Source organism: Pandoraea sp. CB10b_02, from assembly GCF_002216225.1.
GTDB classification, from domain to species: domain Bacteria; phylum Pseudomonadota; class Gammaproteobacteria; order Burkholderiales; family Burkholderiaceae; genus Pandoraea; species Pandoraea nosoerga.
In genome coordinates, this window is record NZ_NJGW02000024.1 from 22134 (window position 1) to 49052 (window position 26919).

23 protein-coding genes are annotated in these 26919 nt (G+C 66.1%); 10 read left to right on the forward strand and 13 right to left on the reverse strand.

Features of this window, described 5'->3' with window-relative positions; translation table 11 throughout:
• Positions 1–93: 93 nt before the first annotated feature.
• A complete protein-coding gene (gyrA, locus tag CDN36_RS19505) occupies positions 94–2715 on the reverse strand; it encodes a DNA gyrase subunit A (protein WP_150556595.1) in 2622 nt (873 codons plus the stop codon).
• A gap of 411 nt (positions 2716–3126) precedes the next feature.
• Between gyrA and ompA the strand changes: the two genes are divergently transcribed.
• Positions 3127–3792, forward strand: a complete 666-nt coding sequence (gene ompA, locus CDN36_RS19510) for an outer membrane protein OmpA (RefSeq protein WP_150556594.1) — start codon at positions 3127–3129, stop codon at positions 3790–3792.
• Between the two features lie 175 nt (positions 3793–3967).
• On the opposite strand, the gene CDN36_RS19515 is transcribed toward ompA, so the two are convergent.
• The gene (locus CDN36_RS19515; RefSeq protein WP_150556593.1) at positions 3968–4756 is read right to left on the reverse strand and encodes a hypothetical protein; all 789 of its coding nucleotides are present in this window, start codon (positions 4754–4756) and stop codon (positions 3968–3970) included.
• Between the two features lie 279 nt (positions 4757–5035).
• On the opposite strand from CDN36_RS19515, the gene CDN36_RS19520 reads away from it, so the two are divergent.
• Together CDN36_RS19520 and CDN36_RS19525 are read left to right on the forward strand one after the other, a co-directional pair.
• On the forward strand, positions 5036–5500 hold the full coding sequence (locus CDN36_RS19520; RefSeq protein ID WP_287497669.1) for an EVE domain-containing protein: 465 nt from the start codon (positions 5036–5038) through the stop codon (positions 5498–5500).
• A gap of 181 nt (positions 5501–5681) precedes the next feature.
• The gene (locus CDN36_RS19525) at positions 5682–6389 is read left to right on the forward strand and encodes an SIMPL domain-containing protein (RefSeq protein WP_150556591.1); all 708 of its coding nucleotides are present in this window, start codon (positions 5682–5684) and stop codon (positions 6387–6389) included.
• A gap of 197 nt (positions 6390–6586) precedes the next feature.
• Here CDN36_RS19525 and CDN36_RS19530 read toward each other — a convergent pair whose 3' ends face one another.
• From CDN36_RS19530 to dctP, 6 genes are all read right to left on the reverse strand, one after another.
• Entirely contained in the window at positions 6587–8119 is a 1533-nt protein-coding gene (locus tag CDN36_RS19530) for a malonate--CoA ligase (protein WP_150556590.1), read from the reverse strand.
• Positions 8120–8347: 228 nt separating this feature from the next.
• A complete protein-coding gene (locus tag CDN36_RS19535; protein ID WP_287497678.1) occupies positions 8348–9127 on the reverse strand; it encodes an enoyl-CoA hydratase/isomerase family protein in 780 nt (259 codons plus the stop codon).
• A gap of 45 nt (positions 9128–9172) precedes the next feature.
• Positions 9173–10771, reverse strand: coding sequence for a malonyl-CoA decarboxylase domain-containing protein (locus tag CDN36_RS19540; protein WP_287497670.1), 1599 nt, complete (start codon positions 10769–10771; stop codon positions 9173–9175).
• A gap of 128 nt (positions 10772–10899) precedes the next feature.
• On the reverse strand, positions 10900–12243 hold the full coding sequence (locus CDN36_RS19545; protein WP_150556587.1) for a TRAP transporter large permease: 1344 nt from the start codon (positions 12241–12243) through the stop codon (positions 10900–10902).
• Positions 12240–12848, reverse strand: coding sequence for a TRAP transporter small permease (locus CDN36_RS19550; protein ID WP_150556586.1), 609 nt, complete (start codon positions 12846–12848; stop codon positions 12240–12242). The genes CDN36_RS19545 and CDN36_RS19550 overlap by 4 nt, the downstream gene beginning before the upstream one ends.
• The gene (gene dctP, locus CDN36_RS19555) at positions 12845–13891 is read right to left on the reverse strand and encodes a TRAP transporter substrate-binding protein DctP (protein WP_150556585.1); all 1047 of its coding nucleotides are present in this window, start codon (positions 13889–13891) and stop codon (positions 12845–12847) included. The genes CDN36_RS19550 and dctP overlap by 4 nt, the downstream gene beginning before the upstream one ends.
• Before the next feature lie 417 nt (positions 13892–14308).
• Here dctP and CDN36_RS19560 point away from each other — a divergent pair, with 417 nt between their 5' ends.
• Positions 14309–14980 (forward strand): GntR family transcriptional regulator, encoded by a 672-nt coding sequence (locus CDN36_RS19560; RefSeq protein ID WP_150556584.1) that lies wholly within the window; start codon positions 14309–14311, stop codon positions 14978–14980.
• A 99-nt stretch (positions 14981–15079) separates the two neighbouring features.
• Here CDN36_RS19560 and lgt read toward each other — a convergent pair whose 3' ends face one another.
• A complete protein-coding gene (gene lgt, locus CDN36_RS19565) occupies positions 15080–15967 on the reverse strand; it encodes a prolipoprotein diacylglyceryl transferase (RefSeq protein ID WP_150556583.1) in 888 nt (295 codons plus the stop codon).
• Positions 15968–16169: 202 nt separating this feature from the next.
• Positions 16170–17108 carry a LysR family transcriptional regulator gene (locus tag CDN36_RS19570; RefSeq protein WP_150556582.1) on the reverse strand — a complete coding sequence of 313 codons (939 nt, stop codon included), beginning with the start codon at positions 17106–17108 and terminating at the stop codon, positions 16170–16172.
• A gap of 176 nt (positions 17109–17284) precedes the next feature.
• On the opposite strand from CDN36_RS19570, the gene ilvD (CDN36_RS19575) reads away from it, so the two are divergent.
• The 3 genes from ilvD (CDN36_RS19575) to CDN36_RS19585 all read left to right on the forward strand — a co-directional run bounded on the left by ilvD (CDN36_RS19575) (position 17285) and on the right by CDN36_RS19585 (position 21609).
• Positions 17285–19153, forward strand: coding sequence for a dihydroxy-acid dehydratase (gene ilvD / locus CDN36_RS19575; protein WP_150556581.1), 1869 nt, complete (start codon positions 17285–17287; stop codon positions 19151–19153).
• 210 nt (positions 19154–19363) lie between these two features.
• On the forward strand, positions 19364–21037 hold the full coding sequence (ilvD, locus tag CDN36_RS19580; protein WP_150556580.1) for a dihydroxy-acid dehydratase: 1674 nt from the start codon (positions 19364–19366) through the stop codon (positions 21035–21037).
• 200 nt (positions 21038–21237) lie between these two features.
• Positions 21238–21609, forward strand: a complete 372-nt coding sequence (locus tag CDN36_RS19585; protein WP_174966440.1) for a c-type cytochrome — start codon at positions 21238–21240, stop codon at positions 21607–21609.
• A gap of 197 nt (positions 21610–21806) precedes the next feature.
• Here the strand turns inward: CDN36_RS19585 and CDN36_RS19590 are convergent, their stop codons facing one another.
• From CDN36_RS19590 to CDN36_RS19600, 3 genes are read right to left on the reverse strand one after another with little or no spacing between them, the layout of a single operon-like run.
• Positions 21807–22169 carry a DUF2486 family protein gene (locus CDN36_RS19590; protein WP_287497671.1) on the reverse strand — a complete coding sequence of 121 codons (363 nt, stop codon included), beginning with the start codon at positions 22167–22169 and terminating at the stop codon, positions 21807–21809.
• 2 nt (positions 22170–22171) lie between these two features.
• Positions 22172–22588, reverse strand: coding sequence for a DNA polymerase III subunit chi (locus CDN36_RS19595; protein ID WP_150556578.1), 417 nt, complete (start codon positions 22586–22588; stop codon positions 22172–22174).
• Complete coding sequence (locus CDN36_RS19600; protein ID WP_150556577.1) at positions 22585–24096, reverse strand: leucyl aminopeptidase; 1512 nt, start codon at positions 24094–24096, stop codon at positions 22585–22587. The genes CDN36_RS19595 and CDN36_RS19600 overlap by 4 nt, the downstream gene beginning before the upstream one ends.
• A gap of 92 nt (positions 24097–24188) precedes the next feature.
• Here CDN36_RS19600 and lptF point away from each other — a divergent pair, with 92 nt between their 5' ends.
• Genes lptF through CDN36_RS19615 form a run of 3 tightly spaced genes read left to right on the forward strand, consistent with a single transcriptional unit; the run spans position 24189 to position 26846 of the window.
• Entirely contained in the window at positions 24189–25316 is a 1128-nt protein-coding gene (gene lptF / locus CDN36_RS19605; protein WP_287497672.1) for an LPS export ABC transporter permease LptF, read from the forward strand.
• A complete protein-coding gene (lptG, locus tag CDN36_RS19610; RefSeq protein WP_150556575.1) occupies positions 25316–26455 on the forward strand; it encodes an LPS export ABC transporter permease LptG in 1140 nt (379 codons plus the stop codon). The genes lptF and lptG overlap by 1 nt, the downstream gene beginning before the upstream one ends.
• Positions 26456–26465: 10 nt before the next feature.
• A complete protein-coding gene (locus CDN36_RS19615) occupies positions 26466–26846 on the forward strand; it encodes a sirohydrochlorin chelatase (RefSeq protein WP_150556574.1) in 381 nt (126 codons plus the stop codon).
• The last annotated feature ends 73 nt before the right edge of the window (positions 26847–26919 follow it).

Below are 26919 nucleotides of genomic sequence, written 5' to 3' on the forward strand. Positions count from 1 at the left end.
TGCATCCTCGCCTGGTCACTTCACTGCATCGAGCCAGATTCTACTGACTTTTCGGGACAATGCACCCGAAGCTTACATCGAGTTACGCCTGAATTACTCCGTGACATCCGCTTCGGGCGCCTCGCCGTCGCCACCGTTCTCGGCGGTGTCCGCGACTTCGGCATCGGACTCGACGATGCGTTGCAGACCTGAGAGCGTCGTGCCCTCGTCCAGGCTGATCAGCGTCACCCCCTGCGTGGCGCGGCCCATTTCGCGGATCTCGGACACGCGCGTACGGATCAGCACCCCGCCGGTCGTGATCAGCATGATCTCGTCATCCGGCTCGACCAGCGTCGCGGCGACCACCCGGCCGTTGCGCTCGCTCGTCTGGATCGCAATCATACCCTTAGTGCCGCGGCCATGGCGCGTATATTCGGTGATCGACGTGCGTTTGCCGTAGCCGTTCTCCGTGGCCGTGAGCACCGACTGCTGTTCGTTCTCGGCGACGAGCAGCGCGATGACCGTCTGGCCGTCTTCGAGCTGCATGCCGCGAACGCCGCGCGCTTCGCGACCCATCGGGCGCACGTCGTTCTCGTCGAAGCGCACGGCCTTGCCGGCGTCCGAGAACAGCATGACGTCGTGAGCGCCGTCGGTGATCGCCGCACCGATCAGAACGTCGCCCTCGTCCAGGTTCACGGCGATGATGCCCTTCTTGAGCGGACGGCTGAAGGCCGCCAGCGGCGTCTTCTTGACCGTGCCCAGGCTCGTTGCCATGAACACGAAGCGATCTTCCGTGTACTCCTTGACCGGCAGCACCACGTTGATTTTCTCGCCGTCCTGCAACGGGAACATATTGACGATCGGGCGGCCACGCGAGTTCCGCGAGCCCTGCGGCACCTCGTAGACCTTGATCCAGTACACGCGACCGCGGTTCGAGAAGCACAGGATCGTGTCGTGCGTGTTCGCGATGAACAGCGTGTCGATCCAGTCGTCGTCCTTCGTCGCAGCCGCCTGCTTGCCGCGGCCGCCGCGCTTCTGCGCGCGGTACTCCGACAGCGGCATCGATTTGATGTAGCCCGAGTGCGACAGGGTCACGACCATGTCCTGCGGCGTGATCAGGTCTTCGGTGTCGAGCTCGGTAGCGTTGTGTTCGATGGTCGAGCGACGGGCGTCGCCGAACTCGGCGCGCACGGCCGTGAGTTCTTCGCCGATGATCGTGGTGACGCGCTCCGGACGCGCCAGAATGTCCAGCAAGTCGGCGATCTGCGCCATGACTTCCTTGTACTCGGAGACGATCTTGTCCTGCTCCAGGCCGGTCAGGCGCTGCAGACGCATCTGCAGGATTTCCTGCGCCTGCGTCTCGGACAGGCGGTACAGGCCGTCGGCCTGCATGCCGACCGCGGCGTCCAGCCCTTCCGGACGATAGGCGGCACGGCCGCCCTGGGTCTCGCTCTCGGCACGCGCGAGCATCTCGCGCACCACCGACGAATCCCACGACTTCTCCATCAGCGCGGCCTTCGCGATCGGCGGCGTGGGCGCGGCCTTGATGATCGCGATGAAGTCGTCGATGTTAGCGAGTGCTACCGCCAGACCTTCGAGCACGTGGCCGCGCTCGCGGGCGCGGCGCAGTTCGTAGATCGTGCGGCGAGTGATCACTTCGCGGCGGTGCGACAGGAAGTGCACCAGCATCTCGCGCAGGTTCAGCAGCTTGGGCTGGCCGTCGACGAGCGCCACCATGTTCATGCCGAAGGTATCTTGCAGCTGGGTGTGCTTGTAGAGGTTGTTGAGCACCACCTCGGGCACTTCCCCACGCTTGAGCTCGATCACCACCCGCATGCCGCTCTTGTCGGACTCGTCGCGAATGTCGGAGATGCCCTCCAGACGCTTCTCGTTGACCAGCTCGGCAATGCGCTCGAGCAGCGAGCGCTTGTTGACCTGGTAAGGCAGTTCGTCGACGATGATCGCCACGCGCTGGCCGCGATCGATGTCTTCGAAGTGAGTCTTCGCTCGCATCACGACGCGGCCGCGGCCGGTGCGGTAGCCCTCGCGCACGCCGGAGATACCGTAAATGATGCCGGCCGTCGGGAAGTCGGGCGCGGGGATGATCTCGATGAGTTCGTCGACGCTGGCGTCCGGGTGCTTGAGCAGGTGCAGGCAGCCCTCGACGACTTCGTTGAGGTTGTGCGGCGGAATGTTGGTCGCCATACCGACCGCGATCCCCGAGGAGCCGTTGAGCAGCAGGTTCGGGATGCGGGCCGGCAGGATCAGCGGTTCCTTTTCGCTGCCGTCGTAGTTCGGACCGAAGTCGACGGTTTCCTTGTCGATGTCCGCGAGCAGCTCGTGGCCGATCTTGGCCATGCGCACTTCGGTGTATCGCATGGCGGCGGCGTTGTCGCCGTCGACCGAACCGAAGTTGCCCTGTCCGTCGACGAGCATGTAGCGCAGCGAGAACGGCTGCGCCATGCGCACGATGGTGTCGTAGACGGAAGCGTCGCCGTGCGGGTGATATTTACCGATGACGTCACCGACGATACGCGCGGATTTCTTGTACGCCCGGTTCCAGTCGTTGTTCAACTCGTGCATGGCGAACAGCGCACGGCGGTGAACCGGCTTCAGGCCATCGCGCACGTCCGGCAAGGCGCGGCCGACGATCACGCTCATGGCGTAATCGAGATACGACCGCCGCATTTCTTCTTCGAGCGAAATCGGGAGAGTTTCTTTGGCGAACTGATCCATTATCCGTGTCTATCAAGCCCTAATCGCGATAGGCGGCTGCCGGCGATATGATCACGTGATTCTAACATGCCCGTCATAGGCATCCGAAACGAGCGTGATGCGATGCACAAGACATGAAGAGGAGGCCAAAACGTCGCGTAATCACGGGCAATGAAACGGTTGGCGAGGCGCTTCAAAAGGTGTTGCGCTCAAACCACAACTGCGCCACGAGGGGCGGCAAACCTGGGTTTTTTCTCGCGGCCGGCTGGAGCGCTATGGCAAAATGCCGTGGCATAAGTTAGACATTATTCGAAGTGCATGGGCCATGCTTTCGCGCACTCGGCGATGTTATACTTCGAGCGATGTAAGACTTTGGTTCCGTCGTCTAGGCTCGCAGTAAACCTGCGGTAATCTCATTTCGAGAGGAGAAATATGAATAAATTCGCTAAGCTCGCGATCGTTGCAGCTACCGCAGTGATGGCTGCTTCGGCTATGGCTCAAAATTATGTCCAGACCGCTCCGGGCCCGATCGCGGCCTCGAAACAAGCTGTCAACGACAACTGGGTTAACGGCAGCGGCGAGTGGGTGTGGAAGAACGGCTCGGACGAACTCTGCTGGCGCGACGCCTACTGGACCCCGGCCACGGCCAATGCCAAGTGCGATGGTTCGATCATCGCCCAGGCTCCGGCTCCGGCACCGGCTCCGGTTCCGGTCGCTCCGGTTTCGCAGAAGGTGACGTACCAAGCTGACGCCCTGTTCGATTTCGACAAGGCCATCCTGAAGCCGGAAGGCAAGGCCAAGCTGGACGATCTGGCCGGCAAGGTCCAGGCGCTGAACCTCGAAGTCGTGGTTGCTACGGGCTACACCGATCGCATCGGTTCGGACAAGTACAACGACCGTCTGTCGCTGCGTCGCGCTCAAGCTGTGAAGGCTTACCTGGTCAGCAAGGGCGTCGAAGCCAACCGCGTGTACACCGAAGGCAAGGGCAAGCGTAACCCGGTCACGACGGGTTGCAACCAGAAGAACCGTGCTCAGCTGATCAAGTGCCTGGCACCGGATCGTCGCGTGGAAGTCGAAGTCGTCGGCACGAACAAGTAATACGGTTCGCCGACTACGAAAAAACCCCGCCTCGGCGGGGTTTTTTTCGTCTGTTGCCGCCGCAACGGGGAGCCCCGGCAATTTCCGGCACAGCGTGATTGACGGCCTTTCCCGCCGATCACGCCGTCTGCCTCTGCCGCGCGCCCGCTGCCATCGCGGGCCGCCCCCGGGCAGGTCAGGCCTCGCCGGCCAACTGCGGATACTGGCGCTTGACCATGAACGACATCAGCGCCTTGACGGGACGATCGCGCCACCACGAGCCGGTCTCGAGCGGCTTGAACATCATGCGCGTGGCCGCCTCGACTGGCATGTACTGCTTCATGACGTCGCCTGACATGGCGAGGAAAGCCTCCCAGGTCATCGTCTCGAACGGCGGCGGCGAGCGCCAGAACCGGTTGAGCGGCTCGAACGCGAAGGCAATGTCCTCGTCACGAACCAGTTCGCTGCGCGCGACCATCGTGCGCAGGCGGCTGATCACGCCGTGCCGCTCCACCGCGTTGTAGCGATCGAAGGTCTTGCGAAAGTAGCGATAGTGGCCGACCTCCTCGCTGCTCAGCTTGTGCATCATCTGCTTGAGTTCCTCGACCGGCATGTAGGACTCGAGGCAACGGTAGATCATGGCCGTCTGCGTTTCCGTGACGCACCGCGACAAGGCTTCGAGCGCCAGCGACGGCCGCATGTACTCCACATCGCACCGCGGCTTGTAGCGCTCGAGAAACGCGTCATAGGCGTTCTGCCAGTCGAACTCGGGCCATACGCGTGCGATATAGTCCTTGGCGAGGCGCCCGTGTTCGACCTCCTCGGGCAGCCAGGTGTCGCGCAGCCACGTTCGCATCTCGTCATCGTCGCTGTACATCTGATTGAGCGTGGCGACGAACTCGGGGACGCTGGTCTCGATGAACGACACCGTGGCAAGGGAATAGAAGATAAACGCATTGCTTCGGACAGACGGCTCTGCTGCCATGACACACTCTCCTATCGGCATAGGGGGTTGAACATGAATCGCCCAAGCACGTGCGTGCGACGCTGGCGGACCGGGCTGCCGGCAAACGGGTGGTGCACTGCGTCCATTGCCCGGTGGCACGGACAGGCCACATGAAACGTCACACGAAGGTCACAAAGGCATAGTATAGGAATTGGCCCAATATCGCAGCGCGGCAAACGATCGGCGACAAATGAGAGGCCTTCCGGCGCCGATGACCGACGTTTGCCTGCGTTGCACCCATCTGAACCGTGAAACGTCATGACGCAACGTTATTGGTTGATGAAGTCGGAACCCGAGGAGGCGAGCATCGACGATCTTGCCGCTGCCAGACATAAGACCCTGCCGTGGACAGGCGTGCGCAACTATCAGGCGCGCAACTTCATGCGCGACGACATGCAAGTCGGCGACGGCGTGCTCTTCTACCACTCCAGTTGCGCCGTACCCGGCATTGCCGGTCTGGCGACCGTGGCCTCCACCCCCTACCCCGACCCCACGCAGTTCGATCCGAAGAGCCCGTACTTCGACCCCAAGTCGAAGCCCGAAGCGCCGCGCTGGCTGCTCGTCGACGTCAAGCTCGATCGCAAGACCCGCCTCGTGCCGCTCACGGAAATGCGCCAGACGCCGGAACTCGAAGGCATGCTGGTGCTCGCGCGCGGCAACCGGCTGTCGATCACGCCGGTCTCGCCCGAGCACTGGCGATTCATCACGAAGCACTTACTCTAGGAGCCGGGGTATCCAGGGAACCAAAATTGTGGCGATAGCGTCTGTATAACGTTATCGGCACACGCATAGTACGTACCCACTAGCGCTCTCGGCGCTGCCGGAACGCGTGCATGTGTGAGTCGGCAACCGGTCAAACGTTCGCCGCCAAGACGCGAACTCACACTCGAAAAAGGACACAACTATGCGCAAATCTCTCGCCGCCGCTCTCCTGATCGCCACGGCCGCCAATGCCGCCTACGCCCAGTCGGGTGACGATCCGAACCGCAATGTCGCGGGCGTGCTGGGCCTCGAGGCCCACGCCACGAAGGAAGTCGAGCAGGACACCGTGCACATCACGATGTCAGCGCAGGAGCAAGGTCCCGACGCCGCCACCGTCTCGCGCAACCTCACGCAAAAGGCCAACAGCGCGATGGCCATTGCCAAGGGCCAGAACACCGTGCAGGTGCAGACCGGCAACGTTTCGCTGTATCCGACGACCAATCGCGATGGCAAGATCACCGCCTGGCGCGGCCGCACCGAATTGCAGATGACGTCGAAGGACTTCGGCGCGGCATCGCGCCTCGCGAGCCAGATCTCGGGCCAGATGCAGATGGACGGCGTATCGTTCTCGCTCTCGCGTGAAGCGCAGGAGAAAACGCAGGCGGAGCTGACCAACCAGGCCATCCAGGCGTTCCGCGATCAGGCGCAGAGCAACACGAAGGCGTTCGGCTATGGCAGCTACACCATCCGCCAGGTGCAGGTCGGCACGAACGCCCCGGTCATGCCGCGTCCGTATGCCATGAAGGCAATGGCGATGAGCGCGAGCGCCGACGCCGCGCCGCCGATGCAGCTCGAAGGCGGCAAGACGCAAGTCACCGTGACCGTCTCCGGCACCGTGCAGATGAAGTAAGCCGGCGTCGGCGGCCGGTCGCCGTCCTCGCAATGGAAAGACGCCGCCCCTCGAGGGCGGCGTTGCTTTATTCGGCCAACGAAGCACTACGGATCACATCGCGACGTTTCCGCACCGCACCCCACACCGCAACAAGGCGTCGCCACACCATGTGGCGTGGTCGCGTGTCACATGTCGCGGGTGCGAGTGGCCGCGGCTTATTTGAAGCGCTCGCGAAGCACGTTCTTCTGCACCTTGCCCATGGTGTTGCGCGGCAGTTCGGGAACGAAGTGCACGCGCTTGGGCACCTTGAAATTCGCGATGCGATGCTTGAGCGCGTCAATGACGGTGCGCTCGTCGGGCGTCGCCGCGCCGTTGCGCGGCACGACCACGGCGACCACCGCCTCTCCGAAATCCGGATGCGGCACGCCGATGACCGCCGACTCGGCCACGCCGTCCATCTCGTCGATGAATCCTTCGATTTCCTTCGGATAGACGTTGTAGCCGCCGGAGATGATGAGATCCTTCGAGCGGCCGACGATGTGCACGTAGCCATCCTCGTCGAACTTGCCGACGTCGCCCGTCTTGAAAAACCCGTCGGCGGTGAATTCCTCGGCCGTCTTCTCCGGCATGCGCCAATAGCCGGCAAACACGTTCGGCCCCTTCACCTGAATGTGGCCGATCTCGCCTTGCGCGCACGGCCGGCCCTCATCGTCGACGACGCGCACCGACACTTCCGGCAGCGGCACGCCCACGGTGCCGGCCCGGCGCACGCGCGCCGCATCGCCGTGATACGGATTGGAGACGAGCATGACCGTCTCCGACATGCCGTACCGTTCGAGAATCGTGTGACCGGTGCGCTCGCGAAACGCGTCGAACGTCTCGCGCAGCAATGGCGCGGAGCCCGAGATGAACAGACGAACATTGCGGCAGACTTCGCGATCGAGCCCCGCTTCGGCCAGCAGCCGCACGTAATACGTCGGCACCCCCATGAATACCGTGGCGCGCGGCAACTGACGCAGCACCTCGCGCGCGTCGAACTTGGGCAGCCAGATCATCTTGCTGCCCGAATACAGCGCCGCATGACTCGCGACGAACAGCCCGTGCACGTGGAAGATCGGCAGCGCGTGCAGCAGCACGTCGCCGCCGCTGCGCTCGCCCCAACCCCAGAACGCATGCAGCACACGCGTGTTGCTCGCGAGGTTGCCGTGCGAGAGCATGGCGCCCTTGCTGCGCCCGGTCGTGCCCGAGGTGTACAGAATGGCCGCCAGATCGTGCGGCGCGCGCGGCACGGTCTCGAACGTGTCGCCGAACCACGCGGCGCGCTCGAGCAGCGAACCGGTGCGGTCCTCGCCCAGCGTGAATACGTGCTTCGCGCCGCTCGTGAACGCGATCTTCGAGACCCAGCCGAAATTGGCCGGGCTGCACACGACCACGTCGGGCTGCGCGTTCTCGACGAAATACGCGATCTCGGCTTCGCGATACGCCGTATTGAGCGGCAGATACACGTAGCCGGCGCGCAGTGTCGCGAGATACAGCAACAGGGCTTCGGGCGACTTCTCGACCTGCACGGCCACACGTGCGCCGGGCGTGAGCTCGAGGCTGGCGAGCAGGTTCGCCATGCGAGCGCTGGCGCGCTCGATGTCGTCCCAACTGTAGTAAAGCCCCTCGGGCGTCTCGATGGCGCACGCCGATTTGTCGGCGGGAAAACGTTCGGCGAACAGTCGATAGAGGTTGGCGTCTTGCGTCATAAACGGAACCGGATACGGAACGGTGAATGCATCAACAGAAAAAAGGTTTCAACGGCAGACGCGGCAGCATACTGCATCTCGTCAGCACCGCGCGCCGGCGCGGCCGCGACCGCCATTCGGGCGCCCTGGGGGCCGCCATCGAGTCGCAATCGAGCCGCAATCGAGCCGCAATCGAGCGGCAATGGGAACCACCATTGGAGCCGCCAAGGAAAGCGCGGTACCTGCCCGCTAGCGCCCCTCAAATTTCGGCGGCCGCTTCTCGAGGAATGCAGCGACGCCCTCGCGATGATCCTGGGAATCCCAATAGGAGAAGGCCTGCTGCCACTCGGCTTCCGAGAGCGGCGGCACGGGCGGCGCGAGACGCGCGATCAGCCACTTGTTGAGCTGCGAGGCCAGCGGCGCCCCAGCCGCCAGACGCCGCGCGCAGGCACGGCCGGCTTCCTCGACGGCCTCGTCGGCCACCACGCGCGTGAGCAGTCCCTTCTCGCGCGCCTCGGTCGCACCGAACACGCGCCCTTCGAGCAGAATCTCGAGCGCGACCGCCCGGCCCACGAGCGCCAGCACGCCGCGCAGCTCGCCCGGCGCCATCGGAAACCCGAGCCTGTTGATCGGCACGCCAAAGCGCGCGCTCTCGCCGGCAATGCGCAGATCGCAGTGCGCCGCGATCTCGAGTCCGCCGCCAACGCATACGCCTTCGATCAGCGCCACACTCGGATGCCGGCAGCGCGCGAGCGCCTCCAGCGTCGGGCCGATGATCTCGCCGTGATAGCGGCGCAACGCGTCGTAGCTGCCGCGCTCGGCCGGGAATTCCTCGATGTCGGCCCCGGCCGCGAAGTTGCCCTGCGCGCCGCGAATTACGATGGCCCGCACACGCGCGTCGGCGTCGAGCGCCTCCACATGCTCGCGCAGCGAGCGCCACATCGCCACCGAGATGGCGTTGAGTCGCGCCGGGTTCGACAGCGTCAGCGTGACCCACCCTTCGTCGAGCGCGCGGTCGTCGCGCAGCACTTCACTCACAGATGTCTCCCTTTTTCGTGTCGATCGCCGCCGTGCTCAGAGCAGGCGCGCCACCGCGCGTCCGAGCGCCGGCTGGCCGTCGATGAGCCGTTGCAGATTGGCGTCGAGCTCCTCGGGCTCGTACAGATAATTCACCATCATGCCGCACGACTGCCGGGCGCCCTTCTTCGACAGGTCGGCATGCCAGTTGATGCGCTCCACGCGCGCGCCGTTGCCCAGGTGAAACCGGGCGACCGGGTCGCGCGGCTGCCCGCGCACGAACTCGCGCGCCAGATAGTGCGCCGCCAGCGCCTCGCCCAGCGTGCGCTGCAACGCCTGCGTGCCCTTGCGCTCGGGCGACGCCTGCAGCCACGCCACCATCTGCGCTCCCGACGCGCCGTCGGCCAGCGACGCTTCCTGCGCCAGCAGCTTCTGGCGCTTCGGGCCGAGCACTTCGGCCAGCGCCTGCGCGGATAGCTGACGCAGCCACTCGTTGAAGCCGGGAATCGGCGAGAGCGTGGCAAAGTTGCGCAGCTTGGGGAAGTCGACCTGGAGCTCGTCGATCACGCGCTTGAGCAGGAAGTTGCCGAAGCTCACGCCACGCAGCCCGGGCTGCGTGTTGGAGATCGAGTAGAAGATGGCCCAGCGCACGCGGCGCAGGTCCTCGAGCGGCGCCTGCTCGTCGAGCAGCAGGTGCACTTCGGCCGCCATGTCGGGCACGAACGCCACTTCGACGAAGATCAACGGCTCGCGCGGCATGCGCGGATGGAAGAACGCGTAGCAACGTCGGTCGGAATCGAGCCGGTTGCGCAGGTCCGTCCATGAGGAGATTTCGTGTACGGCCTCGTAGCGCATGAGCTTTTCGAGCAGCGACGCCGGCGAGTCCCAGGTAATCGGATGCAGCTCGAGCAGGCCCACGTCGAACCATGTGGAGAACAGGCTGCCCAGGTCCTCTTCGAGTGCCGCGAGGCCGGGCAGCGCGGCGCGATGATGCAGCATATCCGCACGCCAGCGCACCAGAAACGGCAAACCGTCGGGCAACGCGTTAAAGCGCTTGAGGAACCGCACGCGCGCGCTGCCGAGCGCGCCGGCCAGCCCGCCAGCGCCGCGTCTGGCGCTCTCGCCGTCCCTGGTGCCGTCCCTGCTGCCGTCCTTCGTGCTCTGCTCGCGCGCATTGAGGCCAGGATGGGTGCCGGCGTTGCCGTCGTTGGCGCAAATGTCCGCTACCACACCGAGCAACGCCAATTGCTCGGCCGGCGACGCGCCGGTGTAACGCGCCATGAATTCGCGCGCCGCCTCGTTCGCCGCGGTATCGGTGAGCCGCGCCGACAGGCATTGCGACAACTGACGGCGCAGCGCATTTTCCGCGCGCGTCGACAATTTCACGGGCTCGATCTTGCCGTCGCCCTTCCCATCGCCCTTGCCGTCGCCCTTGCCGCCCCCCGGCCCACCGCCCTGCCCCCCGGACCTGCCCATGCCGCGCCCGAACCACTGACCGAGCCGCTCGCCAAGCGACGGCTTGGGCGACGGCACCGGCGCGCTCACCTCCGTCGCCGCATCGGGCGAGCCGCGGCCCGAAGACGCGGCGGCGATCGACGCGGCGCTTCCCGAGGTTGCGGTAGCAGACGTTGCAGACGTGTTCGGCTCATCCTTCATGGCTTCCTCTCAATGCTTGCGCCCTGCGGCGCGGATCTCCACGACAAAACCGCACGACAGTGCATCGCGCTTGCGGCGCCCGCCGTGGCCGCGTCCATCCCCCGCCTCGCCCATGCCGCCCGCCCCCGTCATCCCATCAACCGGTCCGGCAGCCACAGCGACAGACCCGGCATCACGCAAATGAGAACGACGGCCAGGATCATCAGCGCCACGAACGGCATCACGCCCCACACGATGTCGCGCAGCGCGATATCGGGCGCGGTGTTCTTGATAACGAATATGTTGAGCCCCACGGGCGGATGAATCAATCCCAGTTCCATGACGATCGTCATCACCACGCCGAACCACACGAGGTCGAAACCGGCGGCGCGCAGCGGCGGCAGGATGATCGGCGCCGTCATCAGGATGATGCTCACCGGCGGCAGGAAGAAGCCGAGCACCACGACCATCACGAGAATCGCCGTGAGCAACACCCAGCGCGACAGATGCAGCCCCACGATCCACTGCGCGGCCGACTGGCTGATGTGCAGATAGCTCATGACGTAGGAGTACAGCAGCGACATGCCGATGATGAACATGAGCATGGTCGATTCGCGCAGCGTGCCGGTGAGGATCGGGGCGAGCTGGCGCGGGCGCCACATGCGATAGATCACGGCGATGAGCGCGAGCGCCAGCAGACCGCCGAGCCCGGCCGTCTCCGACGGCGTGGCGTAGCCGCCGTAGAGCGCCGCCATCACGCCGATGAGCAGCGTGACGAACGGCAGCACGCGCGGCAGCAGCGCCAGCTTCTCGCGCATCGTGGCCGGCGGCTCGGTCGGAAACGGCGAGGGCGTGCCGTCGCGCGCGAGCGCCAGTTGCGCAAGCCCGTACTCCTTGCGATAACGCCACGCCGCATAGCACGAGAAGAGCCCCACCAGCAGCAGGGCTGGCACGATGCCCGCGAGGAACAGACGTCCGAGCGACTGCTCGGCGGCCACCGCATAGAGAATCATCGTGATCGACGGCGGCAGCAGAATGCCGAGCGTGCCGCCCGCGGCAATGATGCCGGCGGCGAAGCCGGGCGAGTACCCGCGCTGGCGCATCTCCGGAATGCCGGCGCTGCCGATGGCCGAGCACGTGGCGGGGCTGGAGCCGGCCATCGCCGCGAACAGCCCGCAGGCGAATACGTTGGCAATGCCCAGACCGCCGGGAATGCGCCGCATCCACGCGTGCAGCGCGAGGTAGAGATCCTGCCCCGCGCGCGACTTGCCGATCGCCGCGCCCTTCAGAATGAACAACGGGATCGACAGCAGCGTGATGCTCGCCATCTCTTCGTAGACGTTCTGCGTCACCGTATCGAGCGACGACGCGGGCATGAAGCCGAACATGAATACCACCGCGACCGCGCCGAGCGCGAACGCGATGGGCATGCCCGAGAACATGGCGGCGAGCGTTGCGCCGCCGTAGAGCAATCCAATGCCAAGCTCGCTCATGCGTGCCCTCCCGTCCGCCCCGGCCCCACCGGCGCGCCGGCGTGCGCTGCGCCGCCGGCGGCCTCCGCGCCTCGCATCTCACACGCGCCGATCGCCACCTGCACAAGCAACTGCATCGTGAGCAGCGTCATGCCGAACGCCATCAGTCCGTAGGGAATCGCCAGCGGAGGCCCCCACGTCGAGCTGCTGGTCTGCCCGTCGACATAGGCTTCCCAAAAGAGCGTCCAGGACTTCCACGCGAAGAAGGCGCAGAACGCCAGCGTGGCGATGTCCACGAGCCAGCGCCGCACCCGGTTCACGCGCGCGGAGAGCAGCGTGGTGATCGCTTCGATGCCGATGTGCCCGCGCAGGTGCTGCACGTGCGCGGCCGACACGAACGTCGCGCCGACCAGCATGAAGACCGCCGCTTCGTCCTGCCAGTCGGTGGCAAGCTTGAGCACGTGGCGCGCGAACACGCTGTAGCTCAGCACCAGCGCCGCCCCGACGAGCGCGAACATGCACACGACCATGAGCAGGCGGCTCACGCCCTGCAGCAGGGCGTCGAGCCGCCGCAGCGTGCGCGAGCGCGCCGCCGCCGGCACGGCCCTCACGTCGGCCCCGCTCATGCGGGCACCTTCTCGGCCAGTGCGAGCAGCTTCGCGCACGTGTCCGACTTGCTCGCGTAATCCTTCCACGCGGTGCGGCGCGCGATCTCGCGCCACTTCATGACCGTTGCTTCGTCCAGGTCATAGACCTTCGCCCCGGCCTTCGTATACACGCTCGCGATCTGGGCGTCGTCGGCCTTGGCCGCTTCGGTGCCGAACGCCTCGAGTTCCGCGCCGACCTGCAGGATCACCTGCTGCTGGTCCTTCGGCAGTTTGTCGAAGACCTGCTTGGACATCAGCAGCGGCTCGAGCATGAACCAATAGGACTTGTTGCGGCCGGTGGTCAAATGCTTCGACACCTCTTCGAGACGGAACGACATCAGGCTCGTGGACGAGGTCATCGCCGCGTCCATCGCGCCGGTCTGCATGGCTGCATAAAGCTCGTTGGACGGCAGCGAAATGACGGCGGCGCCCGCCTCCTTGAGCATCATGTCCATCTCGCGGCTGCCGCCGCGGACCTTGAGGCCCTTGGCGTCCTCGGGCGCCACGAGCGGCGCCGTGCGGCTCGCCACTCCGCCCGCCTGCCAGACCCAGCTCACGATCACGATGTTCTTTTCGGCGAGCACGCCCGAGAGCACCTTGCCGATTTCGCCATTGCGCCACGCGTTGCCCTGCGCATACGAGGTGACGAGCCCCGGCATCAGGCCAATGTTGAGCTCGCGCACTTCGCCGCCGGCATACGGCAGCGGATACAGCGACAGGTCGAGCGCGCCGCGGCGCAGCGCCGAGAACTGCGCGTTGGTCTTCATGAGCGAGCTGCCCGGATAGACCTGGAACTTGAGTGCGCCGTTGGTGCGCTTCTCGACTTCCTGCGCGAACTTGCGGCACAACCGGTCGCGGAAGTCCCCTTCCGTGAGCGTGCCGCCGGGGAATTGATGGGAAATCTTGAGCGGGCCGGACTGCGCGAATGCGCCGCCCCATGGGCCGGCCAGACCGCCGGTCACGAGGGCCGACGCGGCCCCGAGCATGAGCTGCCGCCGCAGCGGGGAAGGTGTTGTCTCCATGGCGTCTCCTGTCGCTTCTGTCAGTGATGAACCAGCGCAACCGGTGCCTGACATCGCCCGCGACAGGTCCGACCAGGCCGATGACGTTGACAACATGGACGACATCGGTGGGATCGGTTCCCGCCCCGGGGTGCACCGGCTCCGCCGGCACTGCATGTACGGATGACTGCTTGTTTTTGGGTGTTCCGAGTGCGCGAGTTGCCGCTCTCGGAATCAAATCGTATAGTTATTCCAACACCGTGTATACAAATCGACGCCACAAAAAATACATTTCTGGCGTTTACCCCGATCTTCAGCGCGACTTTCGCGCGTTACTTTGGCGACGATGAAGCCCACTGCCCCGACACCCCCCGCAGCCCCGACTGACCGTTCGTCCCGCCGCGCGGCGGGACAGGACCACGACCGAGCGAGAGCGTCATGAGCGTAAAACCGAAGCGATCGGAGGCGCTGCGACAGGCCATCGAGGAAAGGATTGCCGTGGGCGAATACCCGCCGGGCATGCGGCTCGACGAGGTCGAGCTCGCCAGCGCGTTCGGCGTGTCGCGCACCCCCTTGCGCGAGGCGCTGATCCAGCTCGCGTCGGCCGGCGTGATCGAAATCCGGCCGCGCCGTGGCGCGGTAGTCGCGCAGATCGATCCGCAGCGTCTGTGCGAGATGTTCGAAGTCATGGCCGAGCTCGAATCGATGTGCGGCCGGCTGGCCGCGCGCCGCATCACCGAAGACGAACTCGAAGCGCTGCGCGCCACACACGAAGCGAGCCGCGCGGCGGCCGAGGCGCGCGACATCGACACCTATTACGAAGTCAACGCGCACTTTCACGCACTGATCTATCAGGCGAGCCACAATGCGTATCTGCAGGAAACCGCATTGCAGTTGCACCGGCGGCTGCGCGTCTATCGGCGCCTGCAGTTGCGCGTGCGCGACCGGCCGCAGCACTCCTTTTCGGAGCACGACGGCGTGTTCCGCGCGATCGAGGCGGGAGACGCCGAGGCGGCAGCCGAGCGGCTGCGCGCGCACGTCACCGTGCAGGGCGAGCGTTTCGCCGATCTGATGGCTTCGCTGCGGGCCCTGGAGCGCAAGGCCGGTTGAGAAAAGGCGGGGGGGGGGGCCTGGGGTGGCCCCGCGAGTGGTCCTTGGGGGCGCTCCCACCCGAAAGGGACGCCCAGACGAGAGGCCGCCGGAGAAACCTCAGGCGGCCGAGGTCACCGGCCTGCGATAAGACCACGCGAGCATGATCACGCCCGCGAGCACCATCGGCAGCGACAACCACTGGCCCATCGACAGGCCGAACGAGAGCAGCCCGAGGAAAGCGTCGGGCTCGCGCGTGAACTCCGCGAGGAAGCGGAACAGGCCATAGCCCACGAGGAACATGCCCGACACGGCGCCGAGCGGGCGCGCGCGGCGCGAAAAGATCCACAGCAGCACGAAGAGCGCAACGCCTTCGAGCGCCACCTCGAACAGTTGCGACGGATAGCGCGGCAGCCCATGGTATTGAGCGAAGATCATCTGCATGGCGCTGTCGGCCATCGCCTGCGGATGCGCCATGACCCACCGCGCGTCCTCGACGGCGGCCTGCGGAAAGAGCATCGCCCAGCGCGAATCGGGGCTCGTCACTCGCCCCCACAACTCGCCGTTGATGAAGTTGCCCAGGCGACCGGCGGCCAGGCCGAGCGGGATCATCGGCGCGATGAGGTCGGTGCCTTCGAGCAGCGAATGGCCGCGGCGCCGCGTGAATAGCCACATCGCAACGAGCACGCCGAGAAAGCCGCCGTGAAACGACATGCCGCCTTCCCACACCTTGAAGATGTCCAGCGGGTTCGCCAGATAGAACGACAGCTTGTAGAAGATCACATAGCCCAGACGGCCTCCCAGCACGACGCCGAGCACGCCGTAAAAGAGCATGTCGTCGAGGTCCTGCGCCTTCCAGCCTTGCGCCGCCATGGACGGCTGGCGCACGCGCAGGCGGCCGACGAGCAGGAAGAGGATGAAGCCGACCAGGTACATCAGGCCGTACCAGCGGATGGCGAGTGGGCCGAGATGAATCGCGACCGGGTCGAATTGAGGATGAATCAGCATGGATGAGAAGAATCGGTTCGTGAACGAAAGTTCCATGGCGGCGCGCGGCGCCCGGGCATTGCGCCGAAAGCCTGCCGTGTGCGTGTGACACTTCCCGGCGCTGCGCTTGCAACGAATCCGGGGGCGCGCTGGGATGGGCAGCACGATACCACGAGCCTGCCCGCGTGCGGCATCGCCGTCCCGTCGCGAAGGTGAGGCGCCGTCAGCCGGCCAGCATCGCGCCCGGCGGGGTGAGCGCAATACCGCGGGCCGTCTGCAGAAAGCCTTCGAGCACGGGCGTGACTTCGGCCGTGCGCCAGAGCAGACCGGTCTCGATGAGCGCGCTCGTCTCGCGCAACGACCGGTACGTCACGCCGGTGCGGCGCAGGTGACACAGCGACTGCGGCACGAGCGCCACGCCCATGCCCGCCGACACCAGGCTCACGATGGTCTGCATCTGAATGGCCTCCTGCCCCACGCGCGGCGTGAGACCGAGCGCCGCATAGCATTCCATGATGATGTCGTAAAACGCGGGCGCCACGCGGCGCGGAAAGATGACGAGCGGCTCGTCGGCGTAGTCGGCCAGGCTCACCGTGCCGCTGGGCAGCCCGTCGGCGCCGGTGGCCGCTTCGCCCTTGCCGGCCGGCAGCGCCAGCATCAGCGGCTCGCGCACGATCGGCAGGTACGACAGTTCGCTGGCGTAGCGCGCCGGCACGGGCGGGATAAAAAGACCGGCGTCGATGCGCCCGTCCATGAGGGCCTCGACCTGCACGTCGCTCGTCGCTTCGAGCAGTTGCAGGCGCACGCGCGGATAACGCTCGCCGAATTCGCGCAGCAGCGGGGGCAGAACGCCGTAGTCGGCCGTCGATACGAAACCCAGCGAAAGCGTGCCGACTTCGCCGTGGGCAAGACCCTGCGCAAGCGCGGGCAAGGCGTCCGCATCGGCCAGCACGCGCCGCACCTCGGGCAAGAGCTGCCGCCCGACTGCCGTGAGTTCGACCGAACGGTTGGTGCGCACGAAAAGCGGCGCGCCGAGCGACGTCTCCAATGCCCGGATCTGCTGCGAGAGCGGCGGCTGCGTCATCGACAGGCGCTGCGCCGCACGGCCGAAATGGCGCTCTTCGGCGACCGCGACGAAATACCGGAGTTGGCGTAAGTCCATGATATGTTTTTCGACTCAATTCGAGTCAAATAATATATTTGACAAGCACTCAAGGAAAGACGAATCTTGACGTCCGGCCAGACCGGCGCCGTGCGCTCCCAGCGCGCGGACGCCGACAAGAAAAGCCGGACGGCCCGACGGCCCTTCCCCATAAGTACAGCGTTCCAGAGACGACCATGCCTCAATACCGTTCCCGCACCTCCACCCACGGCCGCAACATGGCCGGCGCCCGCGCGCTGTGGCGCGCCACCGGCATGAAAGACGGCGACTTCGGCAAGCCGATCATTGCCGTGGTGAACTCCTTCACGCAGTTCGTGCCGGGTCACGTACACCTGCGCGATCTCGGCGCCATCGTGGCCAAGGAGATCGAGGCGGCCGGGGGCGTGGCCAAGGAATTCAACACCATCGCCGTGGACGACGGCATCGCCATGGGGCATGGCGGCATGCTCTACTCGCTGCCCTCGCGCGAGCTGATCGCCGACTCGGTCGAGTACATGGTCAACGCGCACTGTGCCGACGCGATGGTGTGCATCTCGAATTGCGACAAGATCACCCCGGGCATGCTCATGGCCGCCATGCGCCTGAACATCCCGGTCGTCTTCGTCTCGGGCGGCCCGATGGAAGCCGGCAAGGTGAAGTCAGGCGACGGCCAGGTGATCGCCAAGATCGACCTGATCGACGCCATGATCAAGGCCGCCGACCCGAACGTGAGCGACGCCGACGTGGCCGAAGTCGAGCGCAGCGCGTGCCCCACGTGCGGCTCGTGCTCCGGCATGTTTACCGCCAACTCGATGAACTGCCTGACCGAAGCCATCGGTCTCGCGCTGCCGGGCAACGGCACGATCGTGGCCACGCACGCCTGGCGACGGGGCCTGTTCGAGCAGGCCGGCCGTCTCGTGGTCGATCTGTGCCGCCGTTACTATCAGGAAGACGACGCCTCGGTCCTGCCGCGCAGCATCGCCACCAAGGCCGCGTTCGAGAACGCCATGACGCTCGACGTCGCCATGGGCGGCTCGACCAACACCGTGCTGCACCTGCTCGCCGCCGCGCAGGAAGCCGGCGTCGACTTCACGATGGCCGACATCGACCGCATCTCGCGCAAGGTGCCGTGCCTGTGCAAGGCCGCGCCCGCGACCGACAAGTACCACATCGAGGACGTGCACCGCGCCGGCGGCATCATCGGCATTCTCGGCGAGCTCTCGCGCGCCGGCCTGCTCGACACCTCGTGCGGCAACGTGCACAGCGGCACGCTGGGCGCCGCCATCGCGCAGTGGGACGTGGCCGGCGGCGCCGGCGACAAGGCGCAGACGTTCTACAGCGCCGCGCCGGGCGGCGTGCCCACCACCATCGCGTTCAGCCAGTCGTCGACCTACCCGTCGCTTGACCTCAACCGCGAGACGGGCTGCATTCGCAGCAAGGAAAACGCCTACACGAAGGACGGCGGCCTGGCCGTGCTGTATGGCAACCTCGCCGAGAAGGGCTGCATCGTGAAAACGGCCGGTGTGGACGAATCGCAGTGGGTCTTCACGGGCCGCGCCCGCGTGTTCGAAAGCCAGGACGACGCCGTCGAGGGCATCCTGGGCGACAAGGTGCAGCCGGGCGACGTAGTGGTGATCCGCTACGAAGGCCCGAAGGGCGGCCCGGGCATGCAGGAAATGCTCTACCCGACCTCGTATCTGAAGTCCAAGGGCCTGGGCAAGACCTGCGCCCTGTTCACCGATGGCCGCTTCTCGGGCGGCTCGTCGGGCCTGGTGATCGGCCACGCCTCGCCGGAAGCGGCCGAAGGCGGCACGATCGGCCTGGTCGAAGACGGCGACGTGATCGAGATCGACATCACCCGGCGCAAGATGCACCTGGCCGTGTCGGACGAGGAACTCGCGCGTCGTCGCGCGGCGATGCAAGCGCGCGGCGACAAGGCCTGGCAGCCGGTGGCGCGCGAACGCGTGGTGTCGCAGGCGCTGCAGGCCTATGCGGCGCTCGCGACGTCGGCCGACCGCGGCGCCGTGCGCGACCTGTCGCAATTGAAGCTCGCCAAGCGCGGTTGAGCGCGCCGGCGCCTGACCCGGCGCGGCGGCACGCCAGATGCTTGCCGCCGCCCCCGCCGTCCCCGATCGCGGGACCGCGCTCGACACGCACCGCGGGCGGCACGTCGCAGCCCGGGTCGTGCGCCCGGCATCCCAGCGTGATACAACAACGCCTATGCGCAACGCCGCGACAGGCCGCGGCGTAGCGCATCCCCACAGGAGAGAGACGTCATGGCATTCAACCGTCGTTCGCGCAATGTCACGCAGGGCGTGGCGCGTTCGCCCAACCGCTCGATGTACTACGCGCTGGGCTACAAGGAAGAAGACTTCGACAACCCGATGATCGGCGTGGCCAACGGCCATTCCACCATCACCCCGTGCAACGCGGGGCTGCAGCGTCTTGCCGACGCCGCTGTCGAAGCGATCAAGGCCCATCAGGCCAATCCCCAGATCTTCGGCACCCCCACCATCTCCGACGGCATGTCGATGGGCACGGAGGGCATGAAGTACTCGCTCGTCTCGCGCGAAGTGATCGCCGACTGCATCGAGACCGCGGTGCAGGGCCAATGGATGGACGGCGTGGTCGTCATCGGCGGCTGCGACAAGAACATGCCGGGCGGCATGATTGCGCTCGCGCGCATGAACGTGCCGGGCATCTACGTCTATGGCGGCACCATCAAGCCGGGCAACTGGAAGGGCAAGGATCTGACGATCGTCTCCTCGTTCGAGGCCGTCGGCGAATTCACCGCCGGGCGCATGACCGAGGCCGACTTCAAGGGCATCGAGAAGAACGCATGTCCGTCGACCGGCTCGTGCGGCGGCATGTACACGGCCAACACGATGAGCTCGTCGTTCGAGGCGTTGGGCATGTCGCTGCTCTACTCGTCGACGATGGCCAACCCCGATCAGGAAAAAGTGGACTCCGCGGCCGAATCGGCGCGCGTGCTGGTCGAAGCCGTGAAAAAGGACCTCAAGCCGCGCGACATCATCACGCGCAAGTCCATCGAAAACGCCGTGGCGCTCATCATGGCCACCGGGGGCTCGACCAACGCCGTGCTGCACTATCTCGCGATCGCGCATGCGGCGCAGGTGGAATGGAGCATCGAGGACTTTGAACGCATTCGCGCGCGCGTGCCGGTCATCTGCGATCTGAAGCCGTCGGGCAAGTATGTCGCGACGGACCTGCACAGGGCCGGCGGCATTCCGCAAGTGCTCAGGATTCTGCTCGATGCCGGCCTGCTTCACGGCGACTGCATGACCATCACCGGCCGCACGATCGCCGAGGAACTCGAGCACGTGCCGTCCGTGCCGAGCCCTGACCAGCAAGTGATCTTCCCGATCGAGCGTGCGCTGTACAAGGAAGGCCATCTCGCCATCCTCAAGGGCAATCTTGCGCAAGACGGCGCGGTGGCCAAGATCACGGGGCTGAAGAACCCGGTCATCACGGGTCCGGCGCGTGTGTTCGACGACGAACAAAGTGCGATGGAGGCGATTCTCGCCGACAGGATCAAGGCAGGCGACGTGCTCGTGCTGCGCTACCTCGGCCCGAAGGGCGGCCCGGGCATGCCGGAGATGCTCGCGCCGACGTCGGCCATCATCGGCAAGGGTCTGGGCGAATCGGTGGGCTTCATCACCGACGGCCGGTTCTCCGGCGGCACGTGGGGCATGGTGGTCGGGCACGTGGCGCCCGAGGCGTTCGTGGGCGGCACCATCGCGCTCGTGCAGGAAGGCGACTCGATCACCATCGACGCGCACAAGCTGCTGCTGCAGCTCAACGTGCCCGACGACGAGCTCGCGCGGCGCCGCGCGGCGTGGAAAGCGCCCGCACCCCGCTATACCCGAGGCGTGCTCGCCAAGTACGCGGCACTGGCCCAGCCGGCCAACAAGGGCGCCGTGACCGGCTGACCCGATCGCACGACTTCGCGCTGCACCGACGACACGTCCGGCCTGCCCGCGGACGTGTCGTTTTTTTCGCGCGCGTGCGATTTCGCGTCGCAGGGCTTGCGCCGATGGCGCAAATCCGCCCGGCAGGAGGTCCGTGCAGCGGTGCGCAAGTGCTATATTGCTGCCGAAACCACCCTCCACTTCCCGGATACGACGCTCGAATGAAGCCATTTGCCGGCCAGTCTGCGACTGCGATGATCGTTGCGGGGCTCCTCTTCGCGGCAGGCGCTGCAACCGCGCAGACGGGCCCCGCCACCGCCGACGCCGCCACCGACGCTCGCGCCGTCGAGAAGCTCGCCCGAGACCGGAACTGCATGACGTGTCATGCCACGGATCGCACGCTGCTGGCGCCGTCGTATCGTGACATCGCCCGGCGGTATGCCGGACAGCCGAAGGCCGCCGAGGTCATCGCGCACTCCATTGCGGAGGGCAGTCGTGGCAAGTGGGGAAGCATTCCGATGCCCGCCGGCCCGCAGGTCGCCCCGGAGGAGGCGAACCGGCTGGCACGCTGGATTCTCGGGCTGGCACGCTGAACCCGCGGCTTGAGGGGGCTTGAGGGGGCTTGAGGGGGCTTGAGGGGGCTTGAGGCGGCTCGCGCCGGTGCATGCCGGCCTGCGCACTCCCGAGAGCGCCCACCGTCGCCTTTCCGAGCCCCCACTTGCTGCCCACGCCGTCATCATCGACCGGGCGCACGGCCGCGCCGCGCGTCCGCCCGCTTCCCGGCTTCGTGCTATCCCTGCGAGCGAGACTGCTTCGCGACTTCGTCGATGACCGCCTGCCGGATCCTGTCCGGCAATTGCGCTTGCAGGGCGTCGGCGACCTGCTTGCCGATCAGTTGCACGAGCCAGGACGTCTGGTCGATCAGCGCATCGTGGCAGCGGCGCTCGACCATCGTGGTGATCTCGTCGGCCAGTTGCCGCGTGAGCCGTGTGCTCACGCGCTCGGCAAAGACCGCGACGTCGGCCGGCACGCCGCGCTCGGCCGCCCGTTCGGCCGCCCGCGTGGCAGCCGGTGCGGGCGCGGCGGCGCCCGGCGCGAGCACTTCGGTCAGCGTGGGAATACCGGGGTCGGCGCGCTCGGGCTCGTGGGTCACGATCAGCCTCTCTGGTCGTAATTGTTCAGGGTGTAGCCGCGATCGCGGTAGAACCGGTAGCGCTCACGCGCGCCGGACAGTTCCTCGGGGGCGTCGCCGATGATCTCGACCACGCGCTCGAAGCGCGCGAAGTGCGTGGGCACGCTCGCCGCCAGATTGAGCAGGACCTGGTGGTGCTGCGCCTCTTCGTCGGGCGCGGCCAGCACCACCGGCGTGCGGGGCGCGAGCGGATCGCGGGCGAAGCAGTGCGGCACGAATTCCAGCGGCGAGAACGTCCACAACGTCTGGTCGAACGCCCGCAGAATATCGGGCTCGCCCACGACGACGAGCGTCTGCCCGGTGCCGTAGACCTTGCGCGCGAACCGGCACGCATACTGGAGCCGGTCCGCGACGTGAGTGTGGAAATCGACGCGTGTCACCGGGCTTCGCGATCGATGAGGAACTGCGTGAGCAACGGCACCGGCCGGCCCGTCGCACCCTTGGCCGCACCGCTCTTCCACGCGGTGCCGGCGATATCCAGGTGCGCCCACTCGTACTTCTCGGTAAAGCGCGCCAGGAAGCAGGCCGCGGTCACGCTGCCGGCCGGGCGCCCGCCGATGTTCGCCACGTCGGCGAAGTTCGACTTGAGCTGTTCCTGATACTCGTCCTCGACCGGCAGGCGCCAGGCGGTGTCGCCCGTCGTGCGGCCGGCGGCGAGCAGCTCGTCGGCAAGCGCGTCGCTCCTGGAGAACAAGCCCGAGTTCACATGGCCCAGCGCGATGATGCAGGCACCGGTCAGCGTGGCGACATCGATCACGGCGGCCGGCTTGAAGCGCTCGGCGTAGGTGAGCGCATCGCACAGGATCAGGCGGCCTTCAGCGTCGGTATTGAGCACTTCGATGGTCTGCCCCGACATGCTCGTCACCACGTCGCCCGGCTTGGTCGCCTGACCGCTCGGCATGTTCTCCGTGGCGGGCACGATGGCAATGACGTTGAGCTTGAGGCCCATCTCGGCGACCGCACGGATCGTGCCGAGCACGGACCCGGCGCCACACATGTCGTACTTCATCTCGTCCATGCCCTCGCCCGGCTTGAGCGAGATGCCGCCCGAGTCGAACGTCACGCCCTTGCCGACCAGCACGATCGGCGCCTGCTTGGCCGCGCCGCCTTCGTACCTGAGCACGATGAACTGCGGCGGCTGAACCGAACCGCGGGCGACCGACAGGAACGCCCCCATCTTGAGCGCTTCGATCTGCTTCGGTCCGAGAATCTCGGCCTTGAGCTTGAACTCGCGGGCGAGCTTGCGGGCGGTGTCGGCCAGATAGGTCGGCGTGCACACGTTGCCGGGCAGGTTGCCCAGATCCTTGGTGAGCGCCATGCCGTTGGCGATCGCTTCTCCGTACCTGGCGGCCTGGCGCGCGGCCTTGAGCGCCTCGGGCGCCACCGCGAAGACAACCTTGCGCAGCGCGGTGTTGGCCGGCTCGACCTTGCTCTTCATCTGCGTGAAGCGATAGGTGGCCTCGCGCAGGGCCAGCACCGAAGCGCGCACGGCCCAGGCGGTATCCTGCTGGGCGACCTTCGCTTGCGGCAGCGTCCACAGCACGTCCGCGGCGCGCGAGGCGAGCACGGCGCGCACCGCGGCGCGCGTGGCTTCGTTGAACCCCTTCTGCGAGAGCTGGTCCTCGCGGCCCAGACCGACGAACAGCACACGTGCCGGGCTCCAGCCGGCGACCTCGTGCAGCATGAGCGTGCTGCCGAGCTTGCCGTCGAGTTCGCCGCGCTTGACCATGCGTGCGAGCAGGCCCTTGCTTGCCGCGTCGAGCGCCTTGGCAAGGCCCGCGAGCGGCTGCTGCTCGAACACGCCGACCACCAGACACTCGGTCTTTGCGTTGGCAAGACCGGCCTGGCCCGCCTTGGTCGAATCGAAGGCTTTTGTGCTAAAGTCCATCGCGCTTTCCTCGGGTAAAATTCGTTCGAGCCGCAATTATCCGCTTTTTTTCTGCGCTCGCCCAACCGCGAGAGCTCCCCAATCGCCATCACATGATTTTTCAGCGTTCCCTGCAGCGCGAGCTGAACTACACCGCCGGGGCCGTCTTCATGGTGCTGATCACCGTCATGCTCACGACCATGATGATCCGCATCCTGGGCTTCGCCGCGTCGGGGAAAGCCGATCCGCGCGATGTGCTCGTACTCATCGGCCTTGCCGTGATCGGCTACCTCGCCGTGATCCTGATCGTCACGCTGTTCGTCTCGATCCTGTTCGTCCTCACCCGCTGGTACCGCGACTCCGAGATGATCGTGTGGTTCGCCTCGGGCCTGTCCATTACCGACTTCATCAGGCCGGTGCTGCGCTTCGCCGCGCCATATCTCGCCGTCATCACGTTCTGCGCGCTCGTCGCCTGGCCGTGGGCCAACCAGCAGATCTCCGCGCTCGAGACCCGCTTCGCGCAGCGCGACGACGTCTCCATGATCTCGCCGGGACAGTTCCGCGAGAGCGCGTCGAGCCATCGGGTGTTCTTCGTGGAGACGGTGTCCTCCGACGCAACCAGGGTCCACAACGTGTTCGTCTCCGGCACGGAAAACGGCAAGGTCAACGTGGTCGTGTCCAAGGACGGCCACATCGAGACGGCCAAGGACGGCAACCGCTACATCGTGCTGGAGAAGGGCCGCCGCTACGACGGCGTACCGGGCCAGCCCGACTATCGCGTGATGGAGTTCGAACGCTACGGCGTGAAGATCGACAACCCGGCCACCGCCGAGGTCGACAACACGCCGACCAAGGGCGTGCCGACCATGCGGCTGCTGCACGAGATCCAGAATCCGATCTTCCGCGGTGAAATCGTCTGGCGCGTCGGCCTGCCGCTGCTCGCGCTCTCGCTCGTGCTGCTCGCCGTGCCGCTCGCCTATCAGAACCCGCGCCATGGCCGCACGATCAACCTCGTCATGGCCGTGCTCATCTACCTCGCCTACACGAACCTGCTCAGTCTCTCGCAGGCCTACGTGGCGCAGGAGCGCCTGCCGCTGGCCATCGGCGTGTGGCTGCTGCATGCGCTGGCGCTGTGCATCATCGTGCTGCTCTACGTGCGCCGGGTGCGCTTCCGTGGTCTGTTCGGCCGACGCCGCAATTCGACGAATACGGCGGCTCGCGCCTCGGGAGGCGTTCGCTGATGCGCGTCTACGAGAAATACTTCGCGCGCCAGATCTATCTGGCGTTCCTGTTCGTGCTGCTCGCGTTCGTGGGCCTGTTCGTCTTCTTCGATCTGGTGAGCGAGCTCGGCGACGTGGGCCGCGGGGGCTATCGCTTCCAGCACGCGCTGGCGTATGTGATGCTGTTCGCGCCGCAGCGCATGTATGAAATCATTCCGGTCGCCTCGCTGATCGCCGCCATCTACGTCTGCGCGCAACTGGCCGGCAATTCGGAGTTCACGATCTTCCGCGTCTCGGGGCTGTCGACCGGACAGGCGCTGCGCTCGCTGCTCAAGATCGGTTTTCCGATCGTGCTGATCACGTTCCTGATCGGCGAATACGTAGCGCCAAACGCCGAGCAGCTCGCCCAGAAAATTCGTCTCGAGGCGCTGGGCAGTTCGGTCTCGGCCGGATTCCGCTCGGGCGTCTGGGTCAAGGACACGGTCGATCAGAACGGCACGCGCGTCACCCGCTTCATCAACGTGGGCACGCTCAACCCGGACAACACCATCGCGGACGTGCGCATCTACGAATTCGACGCCGCATTGCGGCTCGACAGCGTGCGCCTCGCCAAGAAGGGCCAGTTCCAGTCGCCCAACTACTGGAAGCTCACCGATGTCTCGGAGACGGTGTTTACCGCCGCGGACGACGCCGCCTCGAGCACCGATCCGCTGCGCGCGCTGGTGCAGAGCAAGCAGGTGCACATCGGCACCGTGCAGATGCGCTCGGAGCTCACGCCGCAGATCCTGTCCGTGCTGATGGTTTCGCCGGACAACATGGCCATCGGCAGCCTGTACCAATACATCGGTCACTTGAAGGAAAACCAGCAGAACACCGACCGTTACAGCCTCGCGCTGTGGCAAAAGCTGTTGTACCCGTTCGCCGTGTTCGTGATGATGGCGCTCGCGCTGCCGTTCGCGTATCTGCATGCGCGCGCGGGGGCCATCGGCCTGAAGGTGTTCGGCGGCATCATGCTCGGTATGAGCTTCCAGTTGCTCAACAATCTGTTCTCGCATCTGGGGCTGCTCAATACCTGGCCCGCGTGGTTCACCGCCGCGCTGCCCTCACTGCTCTATCTGGTGCTCGCCGTCGCCGCGCTGCGCTGGGTCGACAAACACTGAGCGCACACCCATGAGTGGCCCGGCCGGCATCGTCCTTTTCGCTCACGGCTCGCGCGATCCGCGCTGGGCCGAGCCGTTCGAGCGGCTGCGCGAGAAACTCGGTGCGCAACGCCCGGACGCCGTCGTCCGTCTCGCTTTTCTGGAATTGATGACGCCCAGTCTCGGCGACGCCGTCGCCGAACTCGCGGCGCAGGGTTGTCGCACGGTCACCGTGGTGCCGGTGTTCCTGGGCCAGGGCGGGCATGTGCGGCGCGACCTGCCCGTGCTCGTCGAGGCCTGCCGTCAGGCGCATGCGGGGTTGACGGTGCGCGTGAGCGTCCCCGTTGGGGAGGACGATACCGTGCTGCAGGCCATCGTCGCCTTCTGCGCCAGCGAACTCGACCGCGCCTGATTTCCTGGCCTCTTTCAGCCTCTTTCAGCCTCTTTCAGCCTCTTTCAGTCTCTTCCGGCGACCTTGCCTGACC

Coding starts and splice junctions, on each gene's coding strand:
- gyrA (WP_150556595.1), bottom strand. CDS start 2,715: ATGGATCAGTTCGCCAAAGAAACTCTCCCGATTTCGCTCGAAGAAGAA.
- ompA (WP_150556594.1), top strand. CDS start 3,127: ATGAATAAATTCGCTAAGCTCGCGATCGTTGCAGCTACCGCAGTGATG.
- CDN36_RS19515 (WP_150556593.1), bottom strand. CDS start 4,756: ATGGCAGCAGAGCCGTCTGTCCGAAGCAATGCGTTTATCTTCTATTCC.
- CDN36_RS19520 (WP_287497669.1), top strand. CDS start 5,036: ATGACGCAACGTTATTGGTTGATGAAGTCGGAACCCGAGGAGGCGAGC.
- CDN36_RS19525 (WP_150556591.1), top strand. CDS start 5,682: ATGCGCAAATCTCTCGCCGCCGCTCTCCTGATCGCCACGGCCGCCAAT.
- CDN36_RS19530 (WP_150556590.1), bottom strand. CDS start 8,119: ATGACGCAAGACGCCAACCTCTATCGACTGTTCGCCGAACGTTTTCCC.
- CDN36_RS19540 (WP_287497670.1), bottom strand. CDS start 10,771: ATGAAGGATGAGCCGAACACGTCTGCAACGTCTGCTACCGCAACCTCG.
- CDN36_RS19545 (WP_150556587.1), bottom strand. CDS start 12,243: ATGAGCGAGCTTGGCATTGGATTGCTCTACGGCGGCGCAACGCTCGCC.
- CDN36_RS19550 (WP_150556586.1), bottom strand. CDS start 12,848: ATGAGCGGGGCCGACGTGAGGGCCGTGCCGGCGGCGGCGCGCTCGCGC.
- dctP (WP_150556585.1), bottom strand. CDS start 13,891: ATGGAGACAACACCTTCCCCGCTGCGGCGGCAGCTCATGCTCGGGGCC.
- CDN36_RS19560 (WP_150556584.1), top strand. CDS start 14,309: ATGAGCGTAAAACCGAAGCGATCGGAGGCGCTGCGACAGGCCATCGAG.
- lgt (WP_150556583.1), bottom strand. CDS start 15,967: ATGCTGATTCATCCTCAATTCGACCCGGTCGCGATTCATCTCGGCCCA.
- CDN36_RS19570 (WP_150556582.1), bottom strand. CDS start 17,108: ATGGACTTACGCCAACTCCGGTATTTCGTCGCGGTCGCCGAAGAGCGC.
- ilvD (WP_150556581.1), top strand. CDS start 17,285: ATGCCTCAATACCGTTCCCGCACCTCCACCCACGGCCGCAACATGGCC.
- ilvD (WP_150556580.1), top strand. CDS start 19,364: ATGGCATTCAACCGTCGTTCGCGCAATGTCACGCAGGGCGTGGCGCGT.
- CDN36_RS19585 (WP_174966440.1), top strand. CDS start 21,238: ATGAAGCCATTTGCCGGCCAGTCTGCGACTGCGATGATCGTTGCGGGG.
- CDN36_RS19600 (WP_150556577.1), bottom strand. CDS start 24,096: ATGGACTTTAGCACAAAAGCCTTCGATTCGACCAAGGCGGGCCAGGCC.
- lptF (WP_287497672.1), top strand. CDS start 24,189: ATGATTTTTCAGCGTTCCCTGCAGCGCGAGCTGAACTACACCGCCGGG.
- lptG (WP_150556575.1), top strand. CDS start 25,316: ATGCGCGTCTACGAGAAATACTTCGCGCGCCAGATCTATCTGGCGTTC.
- CDN36_RS19615 (WP_150556574.1), top strand. CDS start 26,466: ATGAGTGGCCCGGCCGGCATCGTCCTTTTCGCTCACGGCTCGCGCGAT.